At 57.8% G+C, this 17709-nt stretch carries 17 protein-coding genes and 1 pseudogene; 5 read left to right on the forward strand and 13 right to left on the reverse strand.

Annotated elements, in window-relative coordinates; genetic code table 11:
- Positions 1-15: 15 nt before the first annotated feature.
- Together sigX and BLT85_RS06035 are read left to right on the forward strand one after the other, a co-directional pair.
- Positions 16-597, forward strand: coding sequence for an RNA polymerase sigma factor SigX (gene sigX, locus BLT85_RS06030; protein WP_093392308.1), 582 nt, complete (start codon positions 16-18; stop codon positions 595-597).
- Positions 598-692: 95 nt separating this feature from the next.
- Positions 693-1685 carry an OmpA family protein gene (locus BLT85_RS06035; RefSeq protein WP_093397454.1) on the forward strand — a complete coding sequence of 331 codons (993 nt, stop codon included), beginning with the start codon at positions 693-695 and terminating at the stop codon, positions 1683-1685.
- A 58-nt stretch (positions 1686-1743) separates the two neighbouring features.
- On the opposite strand, the gene BLT85_RS06040 is transcribed toward BLT85_RS06035, so the two are convergent.
- From BLT85_RS06040 to BLT85_RS06085, 11 genes and pseudogenes are all read right to left on the reverse strand, one after another.
- Positions 1744-2196: a thioesterase family protein gene (locus BLT85_RS06040; protein ID WP_093392309.1), complete on the reverse strand. Its 453-nt coding sequence runs from the start codon at positions 2194-2196 to the stop codon at positions 1744-1746.
- A gap of 165 nt (positions 2197-2361) precedes the next feature.
- On the reverse strand, positions 2362-3957 hold the full coding sequence (locus BLT85_RS06045; protein WP_093392310.1) for an isocitrate lyase: 1596 nt from the start codon (positions 3955-3957) through the stop codon (positions 2362-2364).
- Positions 3958-4392: 435 nt separating this feature from the next.
- The gene (locus BLT85_RS06050; protein ID WP_093392311.1) at positions 4393-5205 is read right to left on the reverse strand and encodes a secretin N-terminal domain-containing protein; all 813 of its coding nucleotides are present in this window, start codon (positions 5203-5205) and stop codon (positions 4393-4395) included.
- Positions 5202-5810, reverse strand: a complete 609-nt coding sequence (locus BLT85_RS17030; protein ID WP_456236157.1) for a DUF7931 domain-containing protein — start codon at positions 5808-5810, stop codon at positions 5202-5204. The genes BLT85_RS06050 and BLT85_RS17030 overlap by 4 nt, the downstream gene beginning before the upstream one ends.
- Positions 5805-6212 (reverse strand): annotated as a pseudogene (locus BLT85_RS16820) (GNAT family N-acetyltransferase); the annotation flags it as partial. The pseudogene BLT85_RS16820 and the gene BLT85_RS17030, both read right to left, overlap by 6 nt.
- Positions 6205-7377: a ribosomal protein uL16 3-hydroxylase gene (locus tag BLT85_RS06060; protein ID WP_093392313.1), complete on the reverse strand. Its 1173-nt coding sequence runs from the start codon at positions 7375-7377 to the stop codon at positions 6205-6207. The gene BLT85_RS06060 and the pseudogene BLT85_RS16820, both read right to left, overlap by 8 nt.
- 91 nt (positions 7378-7468) lie before the next feature.
- A complete protein-coding gene (purB, locus tag BLT85_RS06065; RefSeq protein WP_093392314.1) occupies positions 7469-8839 on the reverse strand; it encodes an adenylosuccinate lyase in 1371 nt (456 codons plus the stop codon).
- A gap of 39 nt (positions 8840-8878) precedes the next feature.
- Positions 8879-9769, reverse strand: a complete 891-nt coding sequence (locus tag BLT85_RS06070; RefSeq protein WP_093392315.1) for a DMT family transporter — start codon at positions 9767-9769, stop codon at positions 8879-8881.
- Positions 9762-10382, reverse strand: a complete 621-nt coding sequence (hflD, locus tag BLT85_RS06075; protein WP_093392316.1) for a high frequency lysogenization protein HflD — start codon at positions 10380-10382, stop codon at positions 9762-9764. The genes BLT85_RS06070 and hflD overlap by 8 nt, the downstream gene beginning before the upstream one ends.
- Complete coding sequence (gene mnmA / locus BLT85_RS06080; protein WP_093392317.1) at positions 10379-11509, reverse strand: tRNA 2-thiouridine(34) synthase MnmA; 1131 nt, start codon at positions 11507-11509, stop codon at positions 10379-10381. The genes hflD and mnmA overlap by 4 nt, the downstream gene beginning before the upstream one ends.
- A 1-nt stretch (position 11510) precedes the next feature.
- Complete coding sequence (locus BLT85_RS06085; protein ID WP_093392318.1) at positions 11511-11945, reverse strand: NUDIX hydrolase; 435 nt, start codon at positions 11943-11945, stop codon at positions 11511-11513.
- A gap of 352 nt (positions 11946-12297) precedes the next feature.
- On the opposite strand from BLT85_RS06085, the gene icd reads away from it, so the two are divergent.
- Complete coding sequence (gene icd, locus BLT85_RS06090; RefSeq protein WP_093392319.1) at positions 12298-13557, forward strand: NADP-dependent isocitrate dehydrogenase; 1260 nt, start codon at positions 12298-12300, stop codon at positions 13555-13557.
- A gap of 89 nt (positions 13558-13646) precedes the next feature.
- Here the strand turns inward: icd and cspD are convergent, their stop codons facing one another.
- A complete protein-coding gene (gene cspD, locus BLT85_RS06095; protein WP_093392320.1) occupies positions 13647-13898 on the reverse strand; it encodes a cold shock domain-containing protein CspD in 252 nt (83 codons plus the stop codon).
- 206 nt (positions 13899-14104) lie between these two features.
- On the opposite strand from cspD, the gene clpS reads away from it, so the two are divergent.
- Entirely contained in the window at positions 14105-14467 is a 363-nt protein-coding gene (clpS, locus tag BLT85_RS06100; RefSeq protein ID WP_093392321.1) for an ATP-dependent Clp protease adapter ClpS, read from the forward strand.
- A gap of 34 nt (positions 14468-14501) precedes the next feature.
- Positions 14502-16769: an ATP-dependent Clp protease ATP-binding subunit ClpA gene (gene clpA / locus BLT85_RS06105; protein WP_093392322.1), complete on the forward strand. Its 2268-nt coding sequence runs from the start codon at positions 14502-14504 to the stop codon at positions 16767-16769.
- A gap of 59 nt (positions 16770-16828) precedes the next feature.
- Here the strand turns inward: clpA and xthA are convergent, their stop codons facing one another.
- Positions 16829-17644, reverse strand: coding sequence for an exodeoxyribonuclease III (xthA, locus tag BLT85_RS06110; protein ID WP_093392323.1), 816 nt, complete (start codon positions 17642-17644; stop codon positions 16829-16831).
- Positions 17645-17709: the final 65 nt, after the last annotated feature.

A 17709-nucleotide genomic window follows, 5' to 3' on the forward strand; every position in this document is an offset into this window, starting at 1 on the left:
TGTCGGCGATCCGTTTTGACTAGCCATAGCGTCCCCCGGACACGGTATACCCCGGCAGATTTGTCGGATGAAGAACTCGCCACGCGGGCAGCGGGAGAGCTGTTTCACACCACTGTCGCCTACGAGGAGCTTATGCGGCGGTACCAGCGCACACTTTTCAATGTTTGCGCCCGTTACCTAGGGAACGAAAGAGACGCTGACGATGTCTGTCAGGAAGTAATGCTCAAGGTTTTACATGGCCTTAAGCAGTTCGAAGGCAAGGCAAAGTTCAAAACATGGTTGTATAGCATCACCTATAATGAGTGCATCACTCAGTACAGGAAGGAGAAGCGCAAAAAACGGCTTTTCGATGCACTTAGTCTGGAATCGCAGGAAGAGGCTCAAGAACCGGAAGAGCCACTCACCTCCCGCGGTGGGCTAGATCGGTGGCTGGTCCATGTAAATCCGGTGGATCGCGAGATACTCGTGTTGCGCTTCGTCGCGGAGCTCGAGTTCCAAGAGATCGCCGATATCATGCGCATGGGACTGAGTGCGACCAAGATGCGTTACAAGCGGGCGTTGGAAAAGTTGCGAAAGCATATAGACGCGCCTCTTTAGAAGCGTTCGGTATTGAGATTGTTATATTTCTGTTATACTCGCTTCGTGTTTTGCGCAAACCTAAACATCCTAATGGATTAAACGGGGATTGAATGATGAATTTGAAGAATACTGTTGGTCTCGTTGTTGGCGCAGTCATTTCGGCTTCTGCCCTGCCCGCGATGGCGCAATACGGCATGGGTGGCGGCGAAGTGAGCCGTGCAGGTTCCGTGGAAGCGGAAGCCTTTGCACAGCGCTACTTCACCGACGACAGCGTTCATGATCTGAGCCACGGCACGCTGGTCGGCGGTGGTTTGGGCTATTTTCTCTCGGATGATGTTTCGTTGAACCTGGGTTTGGGCACATACCGCAACCTGGATAGCGACGTCACTGGCGAAGACATCGATGGCCGCCTGGCTACGTTGAAAGCCGTTTATCATTTTGGCGAAGGCGCTGTACGCCCCTATCTGTCTGGTGGTGTAGGCCATCAGGAACTCGATCAGTGGGATCGTGACGGTCGTGACAAGACCACCATGCTCACCGCCGGTGCGGGTGTCAAAAACTACCTGAACGAAAACTTCTTCGTTCGCGCCGGCGTTGACGTGCTCTACGGTCTCGACCACTCCAATACCGAGTGGATGGCAGGCGTAGGTCTCGGCCTGAATTTCGGCAGCAGCACTGCTCAGGTTGCCCAAGCCGCGCCGACACCGGCTCCGGCCCCTGCGCCTGCACCGGCTCCTGAGCCGGAAATGCAGAACGTTCGCGTTGAGCTTGACGTGAAGTTCGATTTCGACAAGGCAACGATCCGTCCTGAGTTCCGCGACGATATCCGTAGCCTCGCCGAGTTCATGAAGAGCTACCCGTCTGTATCGACTACCGTTGAAGGTCACACTGACTCCGTTGGTAGCGAACAGTACAACCAGCGTCTGTCCAAAGAGCGTGCTCAGTCGGTCCGCCAGGCTCTGATCGACGAAGGCGTTGATGGTTCGCGTCTGGAAGCAGTTGGTCATGGCGAATCCCGCCCGATCGCTGACAACAGCACCGAGGAAGGCCGTCAGATGAACCGCCGCGTTGAAGCTGATGTTGAAACGCAGGTAGAGGTTCGCTAATAGCGCACCTACCCTGAAAAAAACCCGGTCATTGACCGGGTTTTTTTATGCCTGGGTGTTAACCGACACTGGCTACGTAGTTGACCCCCGGGAAGCGCAATCGGAAATCCTCCGGCATGGGAGCGACACGAGACGTAGTAAAGTCGTAGAACACGAAGCCTGATTTTGCCAAGGCAACCAGCTCGCCGCCTACTGCCTTGGTGATCCGGAAGATGATGTCTCCGCCATACTTGTTCAAATCCATAAGACCAACTTCAAAGATCAGTGGATCGCGCGCGAAGGCCTCACGTTTGTAAGTGGTCGCCAGGTCTGTAACGATGATGCCAGTGTCGTTCTCGCTGACTTCTTCGATTCCGAACTGGTAGAGAAACCGAGCGCGTGCTTCCGAGATCATCGAGATCATGGAATCGTTGGCCAGATGCTTGCCGGCATTGATGTCGGTAATCCGGACAGTCAGTTGCGTAGTGAAGTAGAACTGGTCTTCGGGAAATTCGAGGTGGAGGCGGGCCATACTTCTAACCTGATTTGAATACGAAAGCGAAGCTCGCCGCAGCGAGGAGATAAATTCGAGCGCGCATTCTACGCGACCTGACGCCGCTGTGCAGCCAAAGCGGCAATAAAAAAGGCCACCCGAAGGTGGCCTTTCAGCTCCGGGATTACTCCCGGGAACCAGTCCTTAGAACTGGTTCATGGTGTTGTCAGCACCGCCTGCTTTCAGCGCGGCTTCACCAGCAAAGTATTCCTTGTGGTTGTCGCCGATGTCGGAACCAGCCATGTTCTGGTGCTTGACGCACGCGATACCCTGGCGGATTTCCTGACGCTGAACGCCCTTGACGTAGGCCAGCATACCTTCTTCTGCGAAGTAACCTTTTGCCAGGTTGTCGGTAGACAGCGCAGCAGTGTGGTACGTGGGCAGAGTGATCAGGTGGTGGAAGATACCCGCTTCGCGAGCAGCGTCCTTCTGGAAGGTACGGATCTTCTCGTCAGCCAGCTGGGCCAGTTCGGTTTCGTCGTACTCGACGCTCATCAGCTTGGCGCGATCGTACTGGGAAACGTCCTTGCCTTCCTGCTGCATGGCATCGAATACCTGCTGGCGGAAGTTCAGAGTCCAGTTGAACGACGGGCTGTTGTTGTAAACCAGCTTGGCGTCCGGCACGACTTCGCGGATCTTGTTGACCATCTCTGCGATCTGACCAACATGCGGCTTCTCGGTTTCGATCCACAGCAGGTCGGCACCGTTTTGCAGGGAAGTGATGCAGTCCAGAACCACGCGCTCTACACCAGTGTCCTTGCGGAACTGGAACAGGCCGGAGGCCAGGCGCTTGGGCTTGAGCAGCTTGCCGTTTGCCTTGATGACCACGTCGCCGTTGTCGATGTCAGAAGCATTCTCGATGTAGTCGCCATCGAGGAAGCTGTTGTACTGGTCGCCCAGGTCGCCCGGCTCGTTGGTAACAGCGATAGCCTTGGTCAGGCCGGCGCCCAGGGAGTCGGTACGGGCAACGATGACGCCGTCGTCAACACCCAGCTCGAGGAACGCGTAACGCACAGCGTTGATCTTGGCCAGGAAGTCGGAGTGCGGAACGGTTACCTTGCCATCCTGGTGACCGCACTGCTTCTCGTCGGAAACCTGGTTTTCGATCTGAATACAGGCGGCGCCTGCTTCAATCATCTTCTTGGCCAGCAGGTAGGTTGCTTCCGGGTTACCGAAGCCAGCGTCGATGTCGGCGATGATCGGCACAACGTGAGTTTCGTAGTTGTCGATCTTGGCCTGAATTTCAGCTTCCTTCGACTTGTCGCCAGCTTTGCGGGCGGCGTCCAGGTCGAGGAACAGCAGGTCCAGTTCACGAGCGTCAGCCTGACGCAGGAAGGTGTACAGCTCTTCGATCAGGTCGGCAACGGAAGTCTTCTCGTGCATGGACTGGTCAGGCAGCGGACCGAATTCGGAACGCAGCGCAGCAACCATCCAGCCGGACAGATACAGGTAACGCTTGTTGGTAGTCTTCAGGTGCTTCTTGATGGAGATCAGCTTCTGCTGACCGATGAAGCCGTGCCAGCAACCCAGCGACTGGGTGTAAGCGCTGGTGTCGGCGTCGTATTCGGCCATGTCCTTGCGCATGATGGCGGCGGTGTACTTCGCGATGTCCAGACCGGTCTTGAAGCGGTTCTGGATACGCATGCGAGCAGCGTATTCCGGGTTGATTGCGCTCCAGGTGCTACCAGCGGCTTCTTTCAGCGCGGCAACAGCCTTGATCTCATTTTCGTAAGCTGACATGGTCAATCCTTCAAGTTTGCGATTGGTTCTGCACGATTGCGACCTTGAACCCGCCGGTGCGCCGTGTGAGACAGCGAAAGGCTAAAAAGGTTGCGCGGATGAAGGTGACACGGAGGAGGGGGGATAAAAAGACGAACAGAGTGGATGACGTGTGTCTGCAGTGAAGCCGCGCGAGCAGGTTCGACAGCAAATACTGATCCGTCACTCAGGCTGATACGTTTGAATCGCTTCCCCGTCCCTCAGGACAACTTCGTTCCAGTCGCAACCTCGTCAATCTGCCTTGTGGGCTGTCAGGACACGAATCGTTCCGGTGGTTGGGGAGACGATTCGAAGCACCTCTTTCGAGGGCTCTGGCTAGCGGGAGCGACGCAATAATGGGACCAAAGCGAGGAGAAGTCAATCTGCATGTAGTGTTTTTCTCGTCGCACTACACGCCTAATCGAGGCGTTCGACCTTGAGCCGAAGGCTGCTCTGGTTAGTGCCGCGCGTCGAGATTCGCTTGCCGATGCCGGTGTCGTTAATGGATTCGGAGTCGTCGATGCCCGCGACCGTCACCCATTCCCCAAGCGGGGCAGTGACAACCGTGTCGGCGCGCTGGATGTCGATAATTCGATTATCGCTTCGATTGACACGGTCATTGTTGGCGTTCAGATAGATCGTGGCCAGGTTGCCGTTGATTCGAACCGTAGCGTAAAAACCCTCTGCCACGTCACGATATTCGGTCTGTTGCAAGACTTGCCCGTAGGCGTTCGAGGTGGTCGTGGTGACAGGTACGCTACTGCCGCGCTGGATCATCACCGGGTACCCTTCGTTGGCGGTTATCTGCCGCACCCCGTCGGTAGCACCCCGCGTCTCTCGACGGATGATCCGTGTCTGGTTGCCGTTGCGGCTGTCGCCTGTGGTGACCTCGACACCCCCGCCTGCGATGCGGCCATTCACCTGATAGCCGCGTTGTGTCTGGTCAATCGCTTCGGTATTCGCCACGCTGATTCGTAGACGACTCGGTTGCTGATCAAGCGTCGAGATGGCTTCACGGATGGTGGTAATCCGGTTCGGCTCCGCACGCAGGATCAGCTGGTTGCCGTAAGCGGATATTCGCTCATCCTCGCTCAGTATCGGCTCAATCGCGGGGAGGAGCGACTCGGCCAGGGTATGGTTCAGTGAAATCACTTCGGTAGTCGGGGCGGCCTGGAGACCTGAAGCAAATAGCCAGGCAGCCAATACGCATCCAGCGGTTGGTGTTTTCATAACAGGAATCTCCTTAAGGCCGGATCGCTTTGGCTGCTCGCCCAAAGCTCTTCGAAACTTCCTTTCCAGCGGCGAACCTGGTCCGGGCTCTGGTAGCGAACGAAGCCTTTGCGCGTTTGGCGCTGGGGCAACATCAGAATTCCTTGGTTATCTGCCAGGAGATAAACCTGCGGCTCGCGCGGCAGGTGTGGATGAATGCGTCGGATCTCGCACATGCTGGGGAAGCGTTGAGCGAACTTGGCGAGACTATGGCCAAGGGCAAAATCTTTCGGTACGTCCTGCAGCAATACCCGGATCCGGGACTTCGGCTGTGCAAGCACCATCTGTTCGCAGCTGTCGATGAAGTAGCGTTGGCTGAATAACCAACCCGCCTGGTCAGCAGCGTGTACCGCCAAGTTGCGGCGGGTCTGCTGTGTCATGTGGCAGGCATGAACGCGCAGGTCGTATTCGTCGCATTCGATGATGCTTCGGCCTTCGCCTAGACGATGGGACAGGTCGGCGACGAACCGTTGGCGCGGCGGCTCTTCGGGATTGTGTATGGCGAAGCGGCCTGGCGAAGCGAAGTCGATTGGAGGTAGGGTTGCGTCGTCAACCTCCCAGACCATGGCGCAGTGTGGTATGCCCGCCTCAAGGTATTCTTCGCCTTTCGCCTGGTAGCCCAGTCGACGATAGAAATCCAGAGCGTAGGTCTGCGCCGACAGCAGCAGGCGCCTGTGCCCCAGCGTGCGCGCATGACTCATCACTTCGCGCATGAGCAGTTCGCCCAGTCCGAGTCCCCGATACTGGCGGAGGATGGCGACTCGGCCGATGTGCCCGTCAGGTAGAAGCCTGGCGGTGCCGGCAGCCTCGCCGGTGCGCACCAGCAGAAAATGCACCGCCCGTGCGTCGTCGGCGTCCCATTCCAGTTCTGGAGCAATGTTTTGTTCATCGATGAACACCGTGTGACGAATGCTGCGTAGTGCCTCGCAGGTTGCCCAGGCGACCACCTGAACCAGTGTTTCAGCCATCATCGTCTTCCAGTAACAGGTCTCCCTTGGCAAACAGCTGTTCGATCAATGTCCAGCCGTCCTCGTTGTCATGCCATGCCAGCAGCGCTTCAGGATCGAGATAATCTTCATTGCAGATTAGTTGAGCGAGAGGCAACAGGGAAGCCGACAACAGGCAGTGTTCCCCGCTAGCAAACAGAATCAGGTCGTCACCCGCTTCGAGCCGGTATGCCAGCCGCGCGCTGGGGTTGCGCACCAGCGCGTGGCCATCCTGAACCGCTTCCAGCAACTCGTCGGACTCGACCGGCTGGGCCTGGACCATTTCAGGATACTTGGGCTCGGTCATGAAGCGGCCAAACCACACGGCGAGCGCCGCGCGATCATCGACCAGTTCCAGAACGGTGTCACGCAACCGGTCGACAGTAGCGTCGTCGATCGCAGCAGCATCGGTAGGGGCATCCATCCCCGCGTCGCTATAGCGTTCCTGGTCGCTCATGTACTGACCGAGGAAGTCGGTGAAATGCGCAAGAATGTCCTGGTGACTGGGGGCGCGAAAGCCGATCGAGTACGTCATGCATTCGTCTTCGGCAACACCGTAGTGCGCGAGGCCAGGCGGCAGATAGAGCATGTCTCCCGGCTCCAGAACCCATTCGTCTCGCTGATCGAAGTTGGCCAGGATGCGCAGGTCCGGGTGATCCAGCATGGCGGTGTCTGCCGAGCAGTATTGTCCCACCTTCCAGCGTCGACGCCCGTGCCCCTGGAGCAGGAACACATCATAGTTATCGTAGTGCGGACCCACGCTGCCGCCAGGGGAGGCGTAGCTGATCATGACGTCATCCAGCCGCCAGCGGGGTAAAAATCCGAACGCCTTGAGCAGCTCGCCGACCTCAGGTACGAATTGGTCTACGGCCTGCACCAGCAATGTCCAGTCTCGTTCAGGCAGAGTTTTGAAGTCATCCTCGCTGAACGGGCCACGGCGTAGTTCCCACGGCTGCTGGCCGTGCTCCAGGACGATCCGTGACTCGACTTCGTCCTCCAGCGAGAGGCCTGCGAGCTCGTCGGGCGATAACGGATTTTCGAACTCAGGGAATGCCTGCCTGATCAGCAACGGCTTTTTCTGCCAGTACTCACGGAGGAACTGGTCGGCCGATAGGCCCCCAAGCGCGGATGGAGTAGAAGTGGTCATGGCATACCTCGATGGGAGTTCGGTTGGCTTCAACAAAAACGGCGACGTCCTGCAACGTCGCCGTATGGCCTCGCGTAGATTCGCAGGGCTATCAGATGCGGCGAGCCTGGTCGGTAGCATTACCGATGTAACTGGCCGGGGTGAGCGCCTTCAACTCACGCTTGGCATCTTCTGGGATTTCCAGGGCGTCGACAAAGGCCAGCAGGGCGTCCGGGGTAATACCTTTGCCGCGGGTCAGCTCCTTGAGCTTCTCATAGGCTTGAGGCACCGCATAGCGGCGCATCACGGTCTGGATGGGTTCGGCTAGTACTTCCCAGCAGTTGTCCAGATCCTCAGCAATACGTTGAGCATTCAGCTCCAACTTGCTGATTCCCTTGAGAGTGGACTCGTATGCGATCACGCTATGAGCGAAGCCGACGCCCAGATTACGCAGCACCGTGGAGTCGGTAAGATCGCGCTGCCAGCGCGAGATCGGCAGCTTGGAGGCCAGATGCTGCATGATTGCGTTGGCGATGCCGAGGTTGCCCTCCGAGTTCTCGAAATCGATCGGATTGACCTTGTGCGGCATCGTAGACGAACCGATTTCTCCGGCGACGGTTCTCTGCTTGAAGTAACCAAGCGAAATGTAACCCCACACGTCACGATCGAAGTCGATCAGGATGGTGTTGAAACGCGCGACAGCATCGAATAGCTCGGCAATGTAGTCGTGAGGCTCGATCTGAGTGGTGTAGGGATTGAACGCTAGTCCGAGGGTCCCTTCGATGAACTGTCGCGCGTTGGCCTCCCAATCCACATCCGGATACGCGGAGAGGTGTGCGTTGTAGTTGCCCACGGCGCCGTTGATCTTGCCCAACAGAGGGATGGTTGCGATCTGCTGGATCTGGCGTTCCAGTCGGTAGACCACATTGGCCATCTCCTTGCCCAACGTAGTGGGGGAGGCTGGCTGACCGTGCGTACGGGAGAGCATGGGTACGTCCGCATGCTTTACCGCGAGCTCACGGATGCCGTCGGCAATGCGCTGCATCAGCGGCACCAGCACCTCGTCCCGCCCGCTGCGCAGCATCAACGCATGCGACAGGTTGTTAATGTCTTCAGATGTGCAGGCGAAGTGAATGAACTCGTTTACAGCATTCAGCTCGTCCATGCCGGCGACCTGCTCCTTGAGCAGGTATTCAACCGCCTTGACGTCATGATTGGTGGTGCGCTCGATCTCCTTGATACGTTCGGCCCACTCCAGCTTGAAGTCCTCGGCCAGCGTGTCGAGCAGCTTGTTGGCCTGCTCAGAGAGCGGCTGCACTTCGGGGACGCCAGGATGGGCGGCCAGACATTGCAGCCACCGGACCTCCACCTGCACGCGGAAACGAATCAGGCCGTATTCACTGAAAATGCTGCGCAGGCTGGCGGTCTTGCTACCGTATCGACCGTCAACCGGGGAGACGGCAGTCAGGGAGGTGAGTTGCATAAGAGGGTCTCGTCAATGTGCTGGCAGAAAGGGGCCAAATCATACATCAGTTCGTGCTTTTTTTGGCCGGCTCGCTGGCATGGTCATGCTGATTAGTGTCGAGGCGAAGATCAAACCAGCGCCCATCCAGGAGGATAAACCGGGCATCTCATTCCAAAGCAGCCAGGCGAACAGTCCCGAGAAAACGATCGCCAGATAGCTTAGCGGCCCGATCTTGCCAGGTGGCGCCAGCGCATAGGCCTTGGACATGACCAGCTGGCTGGTGGTGGCGACCAGGCCGACTGCGAGCAGCAACCCGAGCTCGCGCACACTCAACGGCTGCCAGGCCCAGAGGAGCGGGATTGACGAGAGCAGCGCGGAAAAGGTCGAAAAATAGAAGACGATGCGACTAGCCGGTTCACTATTGCTCATTGCCCGAATAGACACGAAAGCACAGGCAGCCAGCAGACTGGCGCCGACGCCCGCCAGCGCCTTGGCCTCGAACAATGCGCCCGTGGGCTTGGCTACCAGCAGAACGCCGACGAAGCCAAGCAGCACCATGGACATCATCCGGGTGGTCAACGACTCTTTCAGCCACCACCAGGCGAGAACCGGAGTGAAGACCGGTGCTGCGTAGGTGAACACCATAGCGTCGGCCAGGGGTAGATGGGCGATAGCGTAAAAGAAACAATACATCGCCCCAAGACCGTAGAACGTTCGCAGGAAATGGTTGGTCAGGCGCTTGGTGCGGAAAGGACCGAATCCGCGGTAGGCGATCATCGGCAGGAAGAAGAACACCCCGACCAGATTGCGGAAGAACACCACGGTTTCGTTATTGACGGTCTCGGACACCTCGCGGATCAGCACGCCCATTATCGCGAACAGCAGAGCCGAGGTGGCGAGCAGCGCAGCGCCGCGTCGCGGTTGGTCCAGCCGTACCGCCTCAACCATAGCCGATGTTCCGCACCGCATCGAGAAGCTTGCGGCGCGAAACCAGCATCTGCCAGCGGTGCCCTCCCAGCTGTCGCCACAGGCGCGCGGAGCGGATCCCGGCCAGGAGTAGAGCGCGGATGCGGTTGGCGTTGTCCGGTTGTTGCAGGTGACGCATGTCGCCGTGTACCTGGATGCGCAGCCGAAGCGTGCTCAACGTGTCCTGATAGGTGCTGCCGAGGCCTGCCATGACGTTGTCGTGCAGCAGGCCGAAATGTTCGGTTTGCTTCTCGACCTGATCGAGGCGTTGCCCCAGCACGGTAAGCATGTCGTCACGCTTGGCCAGCTGCCGCTCGAGCGCGAGCAGGTTCATGACATAGCGCAGCGCTTCACGCTGCAGCGCTGCGGTGTCCCGTTCGAGCATGGCCTCGAGCGCCATCAGTCCCTGGCGCAGGGGGAGAAAAGAGCCACCATAGATCTGCTTTACGTCGTCCGGGTTGCGCTCGAAGATGCTGCGAACCAGGCAATGGACCGAGCCCTCGACGTATTGCCCGCTGCGAGCGAGCTTGTCGACCTGAAGAGCCGCCTCGAATACCGCGCCCAGCGCAACGACCTGTTCCTCTGTGGGGGTCAAGCTGCATGCTCCGTAGCGTTGCTGAGGGCGGACTCGATCACGCCGCCTCCCAGGCAGATTTCACCAAGGTAAAGCACCACCGACTGTCCCGGCGTGACAGCTCGCTGAGGCTCGTCGAAGCGCACCAGGAAGCCGCTCTCGGTGCGCTCCAGCGTGCACGCCTGGTCGGGCTGCCGGTAGCGAACCTTGGCCGTCAGCCGAAGTGGCAACGTCTCCTGCACCGGATTGACCCAGAAGATATCCGATACCTCCAATGCGTCGGCAAACAGGCAGGGGTGCGCGTTGCCCTGGCCGACCACGAGCACGTTGCGTTCCAGATCCTTGCGCAGCACGTACCATGGCTCGTCGCTGGCGTTCTGCATGCCACCGATGCCGAGACCCTGTCGCTGTCCGATGGTGTGGTACATCAAGCCATGATGACGGCCGATGACTTCGCCTTCGGTGGTTTCGATGTCGCCCGGCTGTGCGGGAAGATACTGCTTGAGAAAGTCGCTGAAGCGGCGCTCGCCAATGAAACAGATCCCGGTGGAGTCCTTTTTGCGCGCAGTTGCCAGCTGATATTTCTCAGCGATCCGGCGGACTTCGGGCTTCTCGAGCTCACCCACGGGAAACAATGTGCGGGCGATCTGTTCGCCGGCGACAGCATGCAGAAAATAGCTCTGATCCTTGTTGTTATCCACGCCGCGCAGCAGCAATGTTGCCCCGTCGCGATCCGCGCGACGCACGTAGTGGCCAGTGGCGATGAGATCCGCCCCGAGCATGACCGCGTAATCAAGGAAGGCTTTGAACTTTATTTCCCGGTTGCAGAGGATGTCCGGGTTGGGCGTGCGACCGGCCTTGTACTCCGCCAGAAAATGCTCGAAGACGTTATCCCAGTATTCGGCGGCGAAATTGGCAGTGTGCAGCTTGATGCCCAGCCTGTCGGAGACCGCTTGCGCATCGGCCAGGTCTTCCTTGGCGGTGCAGTACTCGGTGCCGTCATCCTCGTCCCAGTTCTTCATGAACAGGCCTTCGACCTGATAGCCCTGTTCCAGGAGCAAGGCCGCCGAAACCGAAGAATCGACACCGCCTGACATGCCGACGATGATCCGTGTCTCGGCGGGCTGCTTGGATGGTGAAAAAGTCATTTCAGCGAATCAAGTCCAGTGAATAAAGTGGTTTGTTCAGGTAATCCTGGATGCAACCCAGTACCAGCGGGCTACGCAGATCAGCGTGGCGCTGCTCGATTTCCTGCGGCGTCATCCAGAGGGCACGCAGGATGCCATCGTCGAGCTTGCGGCCGTCTTGGATCGACAGGGCACGAGCGTGGAAACAGGTGCGCTGGTAGGTAGTGCCGTTGTCCGCCTTGAACAGGTACAGCCCTACGAGCCCCGTAATTTCAACATGCCAGGCGGTTTCTTCCAGCACCTCACGGCGCGCAGCCTCGATAAGACTTTCGTCGGCTTCCAGATGACCGGCGGGTTGATTTAAAACGATGCGGTTGTCGCGGTATTCTTCAACCATCAGGAAGCGACCAGCATCTTCCACGATGGTTGCCACGGTTACGTGCGGTAGAAATCGCATTGAGAGTGGCTCCCCATCAAGTGGCATAGAGTAGCGCAAAACCTGCCTGCGGGTGAACCGGACAGGCGTAGCGCCGGCAGGCTGGATTTGATCGAAAAACGCGCTAGGATGCTCGTATTACCGTATGTAGTGGATTATGTAGTGAGACTACATAATTCATAGCCTTGGGCTTGTCTGTCGCAATCAAGACAATTAAAGCAAAGGCTTGAAAAAACATGCCTCGGTCCTGAGCGCAAAAACACGTGACAACGTGTAGGAAAACTACAACAATACGGCCACCAACACATCCGTATTCGCGGGCTTCGGTTACCCCCGAGGCCAGTACGACAACGACAACACAACGGAGTCAAACATGGGATACCAAAAGATCCAGGTGCCGGCTAGCGGCGACAAAATTACCGTAAATGCCGACCTGACCCTGAACGTGCCGGAAAACCCGGTCATCCCGTACATCGAAGGTGACGGGATCGGCGTGGACATTTCTCCGGTCATGATCGATGTGGTCGATGCGGCTGTGGAAAAAGCCTACGGCGGCAAGCGCAAGATCTCCTGGATGGAAGTATTCGCGGGCGAAAAGGCAACTCAGGTGTATGACCAGGACACCTGGCTGCCTGAAGAAACGCTGCACGCTGTGAAGGATTACGTCGTATCGATCAAAGGGCCTCTGACTACTCCAGTAGGTGGCGGCATTCGTTCGTTGAACGTTGCGCTGCGTCAACAGCTCGATCTGTACGTCTGCCAGCGTCCGGTTCGCTGGTTTGAAGGTGTTCCGAGCCCGGTCAAGAAGCCTGGCGACGTGGACATGGTCATCTTCCGTGAGAACTCTGAAGACATTTACGCTGGTGTCGAATGGAAAGCCGGCACAGCTGAGGCGGAAAAGGTCATCAAATTCCTCACCGAGGAAATGGGTGTTACCAAGATCCGCTTTACCGATATGTGCGGCATCGGCATCAAGCCGGTTTCCGAAGCTGGTACCAAGCGCCTGGTTCGCAAAGCTCTGCAGTACGCAGTGGATAACGATCGTGATTCGGTGACCCTGGTACACAAGGGCAACATCATGAAATTTACCGAAGGTGCGTTCAAGGACTGGGGCTATGAGATCGCCCGTGACGAGTTCGGCGCCGAGCTGCTCGACGGTGGTCCGTGGATGCAGTTCAAGAACCCGACAACCGGCAAGAACATTGTGGTGAAAGACGTCATCGCCGACGCCATGCTGCAGCAGATCCTGCTGCGTCCCGCCGAGTACGATGTGATCGCCACGCTGAACCTCAACGGCGATTATCTTTCGGACGCGCTGGCGGCAGAAGTAGGCGGCATCGGTATTGCTCCCGGTGCCAACCTGTCCGATTCGGTCGCCATGTTCGAGGCAACCCACGGCACCGCCCCGAAGTATGCAGGTCAAGACAAGGTCAACCCGGGCTCGCTGATCCTGTCCGCTGAAATGATGCTGCGCCATATGGGTTGGGTCGAGGCGGCAGATCTCATCATCAACGGCGTGAACGGCGCGATTGCCAACAAGACCGTGACCTATGACTTCGAGCGCCTGATGGATGGCGCTAAGCTGCGCAAGTGCTCGGAGTTCGGCCAGGACATCATCGCCAGCATGAGCTGAGCAGCGATGTCAGGGTACGAAATGAAGCCGGCATAAGCCGGCTTCATTTGTTTTGGTGGGGCAGCAGTCGAAGCAAGAGATGTCCGCGGTTACTGAGCGGTCATCGCCTCCTCGCGGCTTGGGGACACGACGCTGGACTCGGCAGCCTGAATATTCACGGCATGCAGACCCTTCGGCCCCTGGATGATGTCGAACTGCACGGGCTGGCCAGCCTTGAGCGTTCGGTAACCATCCATCTGGATTGCCGAGTAGTGGGCAAAAAGGTCTTCACTGCGTCCATCTGCTACGATGAAACCGTAGCCTTTGGCGTTATTGAACCATTTGACCTTACCATTCTCCATTACAACATCCTCTGCTTATCCATGAAGGGTTTACCGAAAGTGGCTGCATGTCCGGACGTAAAACAGCATAGCCGACCTGTCATGCATCATTTACACTTTTTAACATTGAATCACCGTAAGTCAAGTTGACCTCTGGCAAGCTGTGTACCAGTACGCAGTTTCCTGACAGGATGACTCCACATACCCTGCGACAAGCGAAGCTTGAAATGTTTCCAAAGATGAGAATTCTACTAACCTCGAATCAGGGGCCAGATGAGCCCGGACGCGAAGAAGAGGACGGTCTGGCGCTGGAAACCAGCAAGCCGGAACTTAAGCCGCCTGCTCGTTATCAGGTTGTTATGCTGAACGACGATTTCACTCCCATGGACTTCGTGGTAGAGGTGCTTGAAAGCTTCTTCCTCTTGAATCGCGAAGCAGCGACCCAAGTAATGTTGAAGGTCCACACGGAAGGTAGGGCGGTTTGTGGTGTCTATACTCGGGATGTAGCTGAAACCAAGGCCGCGCAGGTAAATGAGTACGCGAGGGAATGCCAGCACCCGTTGATGTGTCAGATACAACGGGAAGCGTAACGAAGCGACTCTTGTCGCACTATGAGGTGGCAAAATGCTCAATAGAGATCTCGAGATCACCCTGAACCTGGCGTTCAAAGATGCGCGCAACAAGCGCCACGAATTCATGACCGTCGAGCACTTGCTGCTTGCTTTGCTGGACAACCAGGCAGCTGTCTCCGTCATGCGCGCCTGCGGAGCCGATCTGGAGCGTTTGCGCCGCGAACTGACCGAATTTATCGATTCCACCACGCCGCTGATCCCCAAGCACGATCACGAGCGTGAGACGCAGCCGACGCTGGGTTTTCAGCGGGTGTTGCAGCGCGCCGTTTTTCACGTGCAAAGCTCCGGGAAGGGCGAAGTAAGCGGAGCCAACGTGCTCGTTGCGATCTTCAGCGAACAGGAAAGCCAGGCTGTCTTTTTCCTGAAGCAGCAGCAGATCGCCCGCATCGATATCGTCAATTACATTTCCCATGGCATCTCCAAGGTGTCGGGCGAGTCCGAGCAGGCGCAGCCTGATCAGGAGCCGATGGACGAAGAGGGTGGTGAAGCCACCGCGGCGAACAATCCGCTGGAAAGCTATGCCAGCAACCTGAATGAGCAGGCACGGCAGGGCCGTATCGATCCGCTGGTCGGACGGGCCTCGGAGGTCGAGCGTGTCGCTCAGATTCTTGTGCGTCGTCGCAAGAACAACCCCTTGCTGGTTGGCGAGGCGGGGGTGGGCAAGACGGCGATTGCCGAAGGGCTGGCCAAACGTATCGTCGATGGTGAAGTGCCGGACATTCTCGCTGAGGCCGTGGTGTATTCGCTGGATCTCGGTGCGCTGCTGGCAGGTACAAAGTACCGGGGCGATTTCGAAAAGCGCTTCAAGGCTTTGCTCAAGGCGCTGAAAAAGCGTCCGCAGGCGATCCTGTTCATCGATGAAATTCACACCATTATCGGTGCCGGGGCAGCTTCCGGCGGTGTGATGGATGCGTCCAACCTGCTCAAGCCGTTGCTGTCTTCGGGCGAGTTGCGCTGCATAGGCTCGACGACCTTCCAGGAGTTCCGCGGCATCTTCGAGAAGGACCGCGCGCTTGCGCGTCGCTTCCAGAAGGTCGACGTAGTCGAACCTTCCATCGAAGATACGATACAGATCCTCCGAGGCCTGAAAAGCCGGTTCGAAGAGCATCACGGCATCCCTTACACCGACGAGGCGCTGAAGGTCGCCGCAGAACTGGCTGCGCGCTATATCAACGACCGACACATGCCGGACAAGGCAATCGACGTCATTGACGAAGCCGGCGCCTATCAGCGGCTCAAGCCGGTCGAGGAGCGCGCCGAGCGCATCGACGTGAGCGAGGTCGAAGCGATCGTGGCCAAGATTGCGCGAATCCCTCCGAAGCACGTTTCCTCAAGCGACAAGGAATTGCTGCAGAATCTCGAGCGCGACTTGAAGCTGGTCGTGTTCGGTCAGGACAACGCGATCGACGCGCTCTCAACGGCGATCAAGCTGTCCCGGGCGGGTCTGAAGTCGGCCGACAAGCCGGTCGGTTCGTTCCTGTTCTCTGGGCCGACGGGCGTCGGCAAGACTGAAGTGACGCGCCAGTTGGCCAAGAGCCTGGGTGTCGAGCTGCTGCGCTTCGACATGTCCGAGTACATGGAGCGTCATACCGTGTCGCGCCTGATCGGTGCGCCTCCCGGCTATGTTGGTTTCGACCAGGGCGGACTGCTGACCGAAGCGATCAACAAGAGCCCGCACTGTGTGTTGCTGCTCGACGAAATTGAGAAAGCGCATCCAGAGGTCTTCAACCTGCTACTGCAGGTCATGGACCACGGTACGCTGACCGATAACAACGGGCGCAAGGCGGACTTCCGCAACGTGATCATCGTGTTGACCACCAATGCCGGCGCCGAATCGATGAGCCGTGCTTCGATCGGCTTCACCAAGCAGGATCACAGCACTGACGCGATGGAGGTCATCAAGAAGACCTTCACGCCGGAGTTCCGCAACCGTCTCGACACCATCATCCAGTTCGGTCGTCTTAGCCACGAAAGCATCAAGTTCGTGGTGGACAAGTTCCTCACCGAACTGCAGGCGCAATTGGAAGACAAACACGTGCTTCTGGATGTCGATGAGAGCGCGCGTGATTGGCTTGCCGAGCATGGCTACGATCCGCTCATGGGCGCACGTCCCATGGCTCGCCTGATCCAGGACAAGATCAAGCGACCATTGGCCGAGCAAATTCTGTTTGGCGAGCTCGCCGAAAATGGCGGCACGGTTCATGTCAGTCTGCGTGACGACGAGCTGGTGCTGGATGTCATGGAAGAAGAGCTGGCCTGAGCAGACCGGTAATAAAAAAACCCGCCGAAAGGCGGGTTTTTTATGCACGAGAGAAAGCTTTAGAGGGCGAAGCGCGCCCAGACTGGAGCATGGTCGGACGGCTTCTCCATGCCGCGGATATCGTAGTCGATACCCGCCTCAACGCAGCTGTCTATCAGCCCTTTGCTGGCCATGACCAGATCGATACGCAAGCCCCGTTTGGGCTCGGCCTCGAAGCCACGGCTACGGTAATCGAACCAGCTGAAGCGGTCCGCCACATCGGGGTATTGGCGACGAAACGTGTCTACCAGACCCCAGTCTTTCAGTCGTTGAAGCCAGGCACGCTCCTCCGGAAGGAAGCTGCATTTTCCGGTGCGAAGCCAGCGGCGCGCATTATCAGCACCGATGCCGATATCACAATCCTCGGGCGAAATATTGATATCGCCCATGACGACCAGGCGCGCATCCGGGCTGAAACTCTGCTCCAGGTGTGACTGCAGATCCGCGTAGAAACGCGTCTTGGCAGGGAACTTGACCGGATGGTCCCGGCTCTCACCTTGTGGAAAGTATCCATTGAAGACGATGACCGGTTTGCCATCCGGGCCGGGCACCTCGGCGGAAATCAACCGGCATTGTGCTTCGGGCGTGTCAGTTGGTAATCCCTTGGCTACCCAGGCTGGCTGTGCCCGAGTGAGTAACGCCACACCGTAGTGGCCCTTTTGTCCGTGGAAATGTACGTGATAACCCAGGGAAGCGACGTCATCGTAAGGGAATGACGTATCGTCGACCTTGGTTTCCTGGAGGCCGATCACATCAGGATCATGGCGCTCAACCAATTCGGCAAGCTGGTGAGGTCTGGCCCGCAACCCGTTGATATTGAAAGAAACGAATTTCATGGTGGTCCTGTATTCTGGTCAGTATCGGTCGGGACCAGCGCAAGGGAAACACGATACACAATGCA

The organism is Halopseudomonas xinjiangensis (genome assembly GCF_900104945.1).
GTDB lineage: Bacteria > Pseudomonadota > Gammaproteobacteria > Pseudomonadales > Pseudomonadaceae > Halopseudomonas > Halopseudomonas xinjiangensis.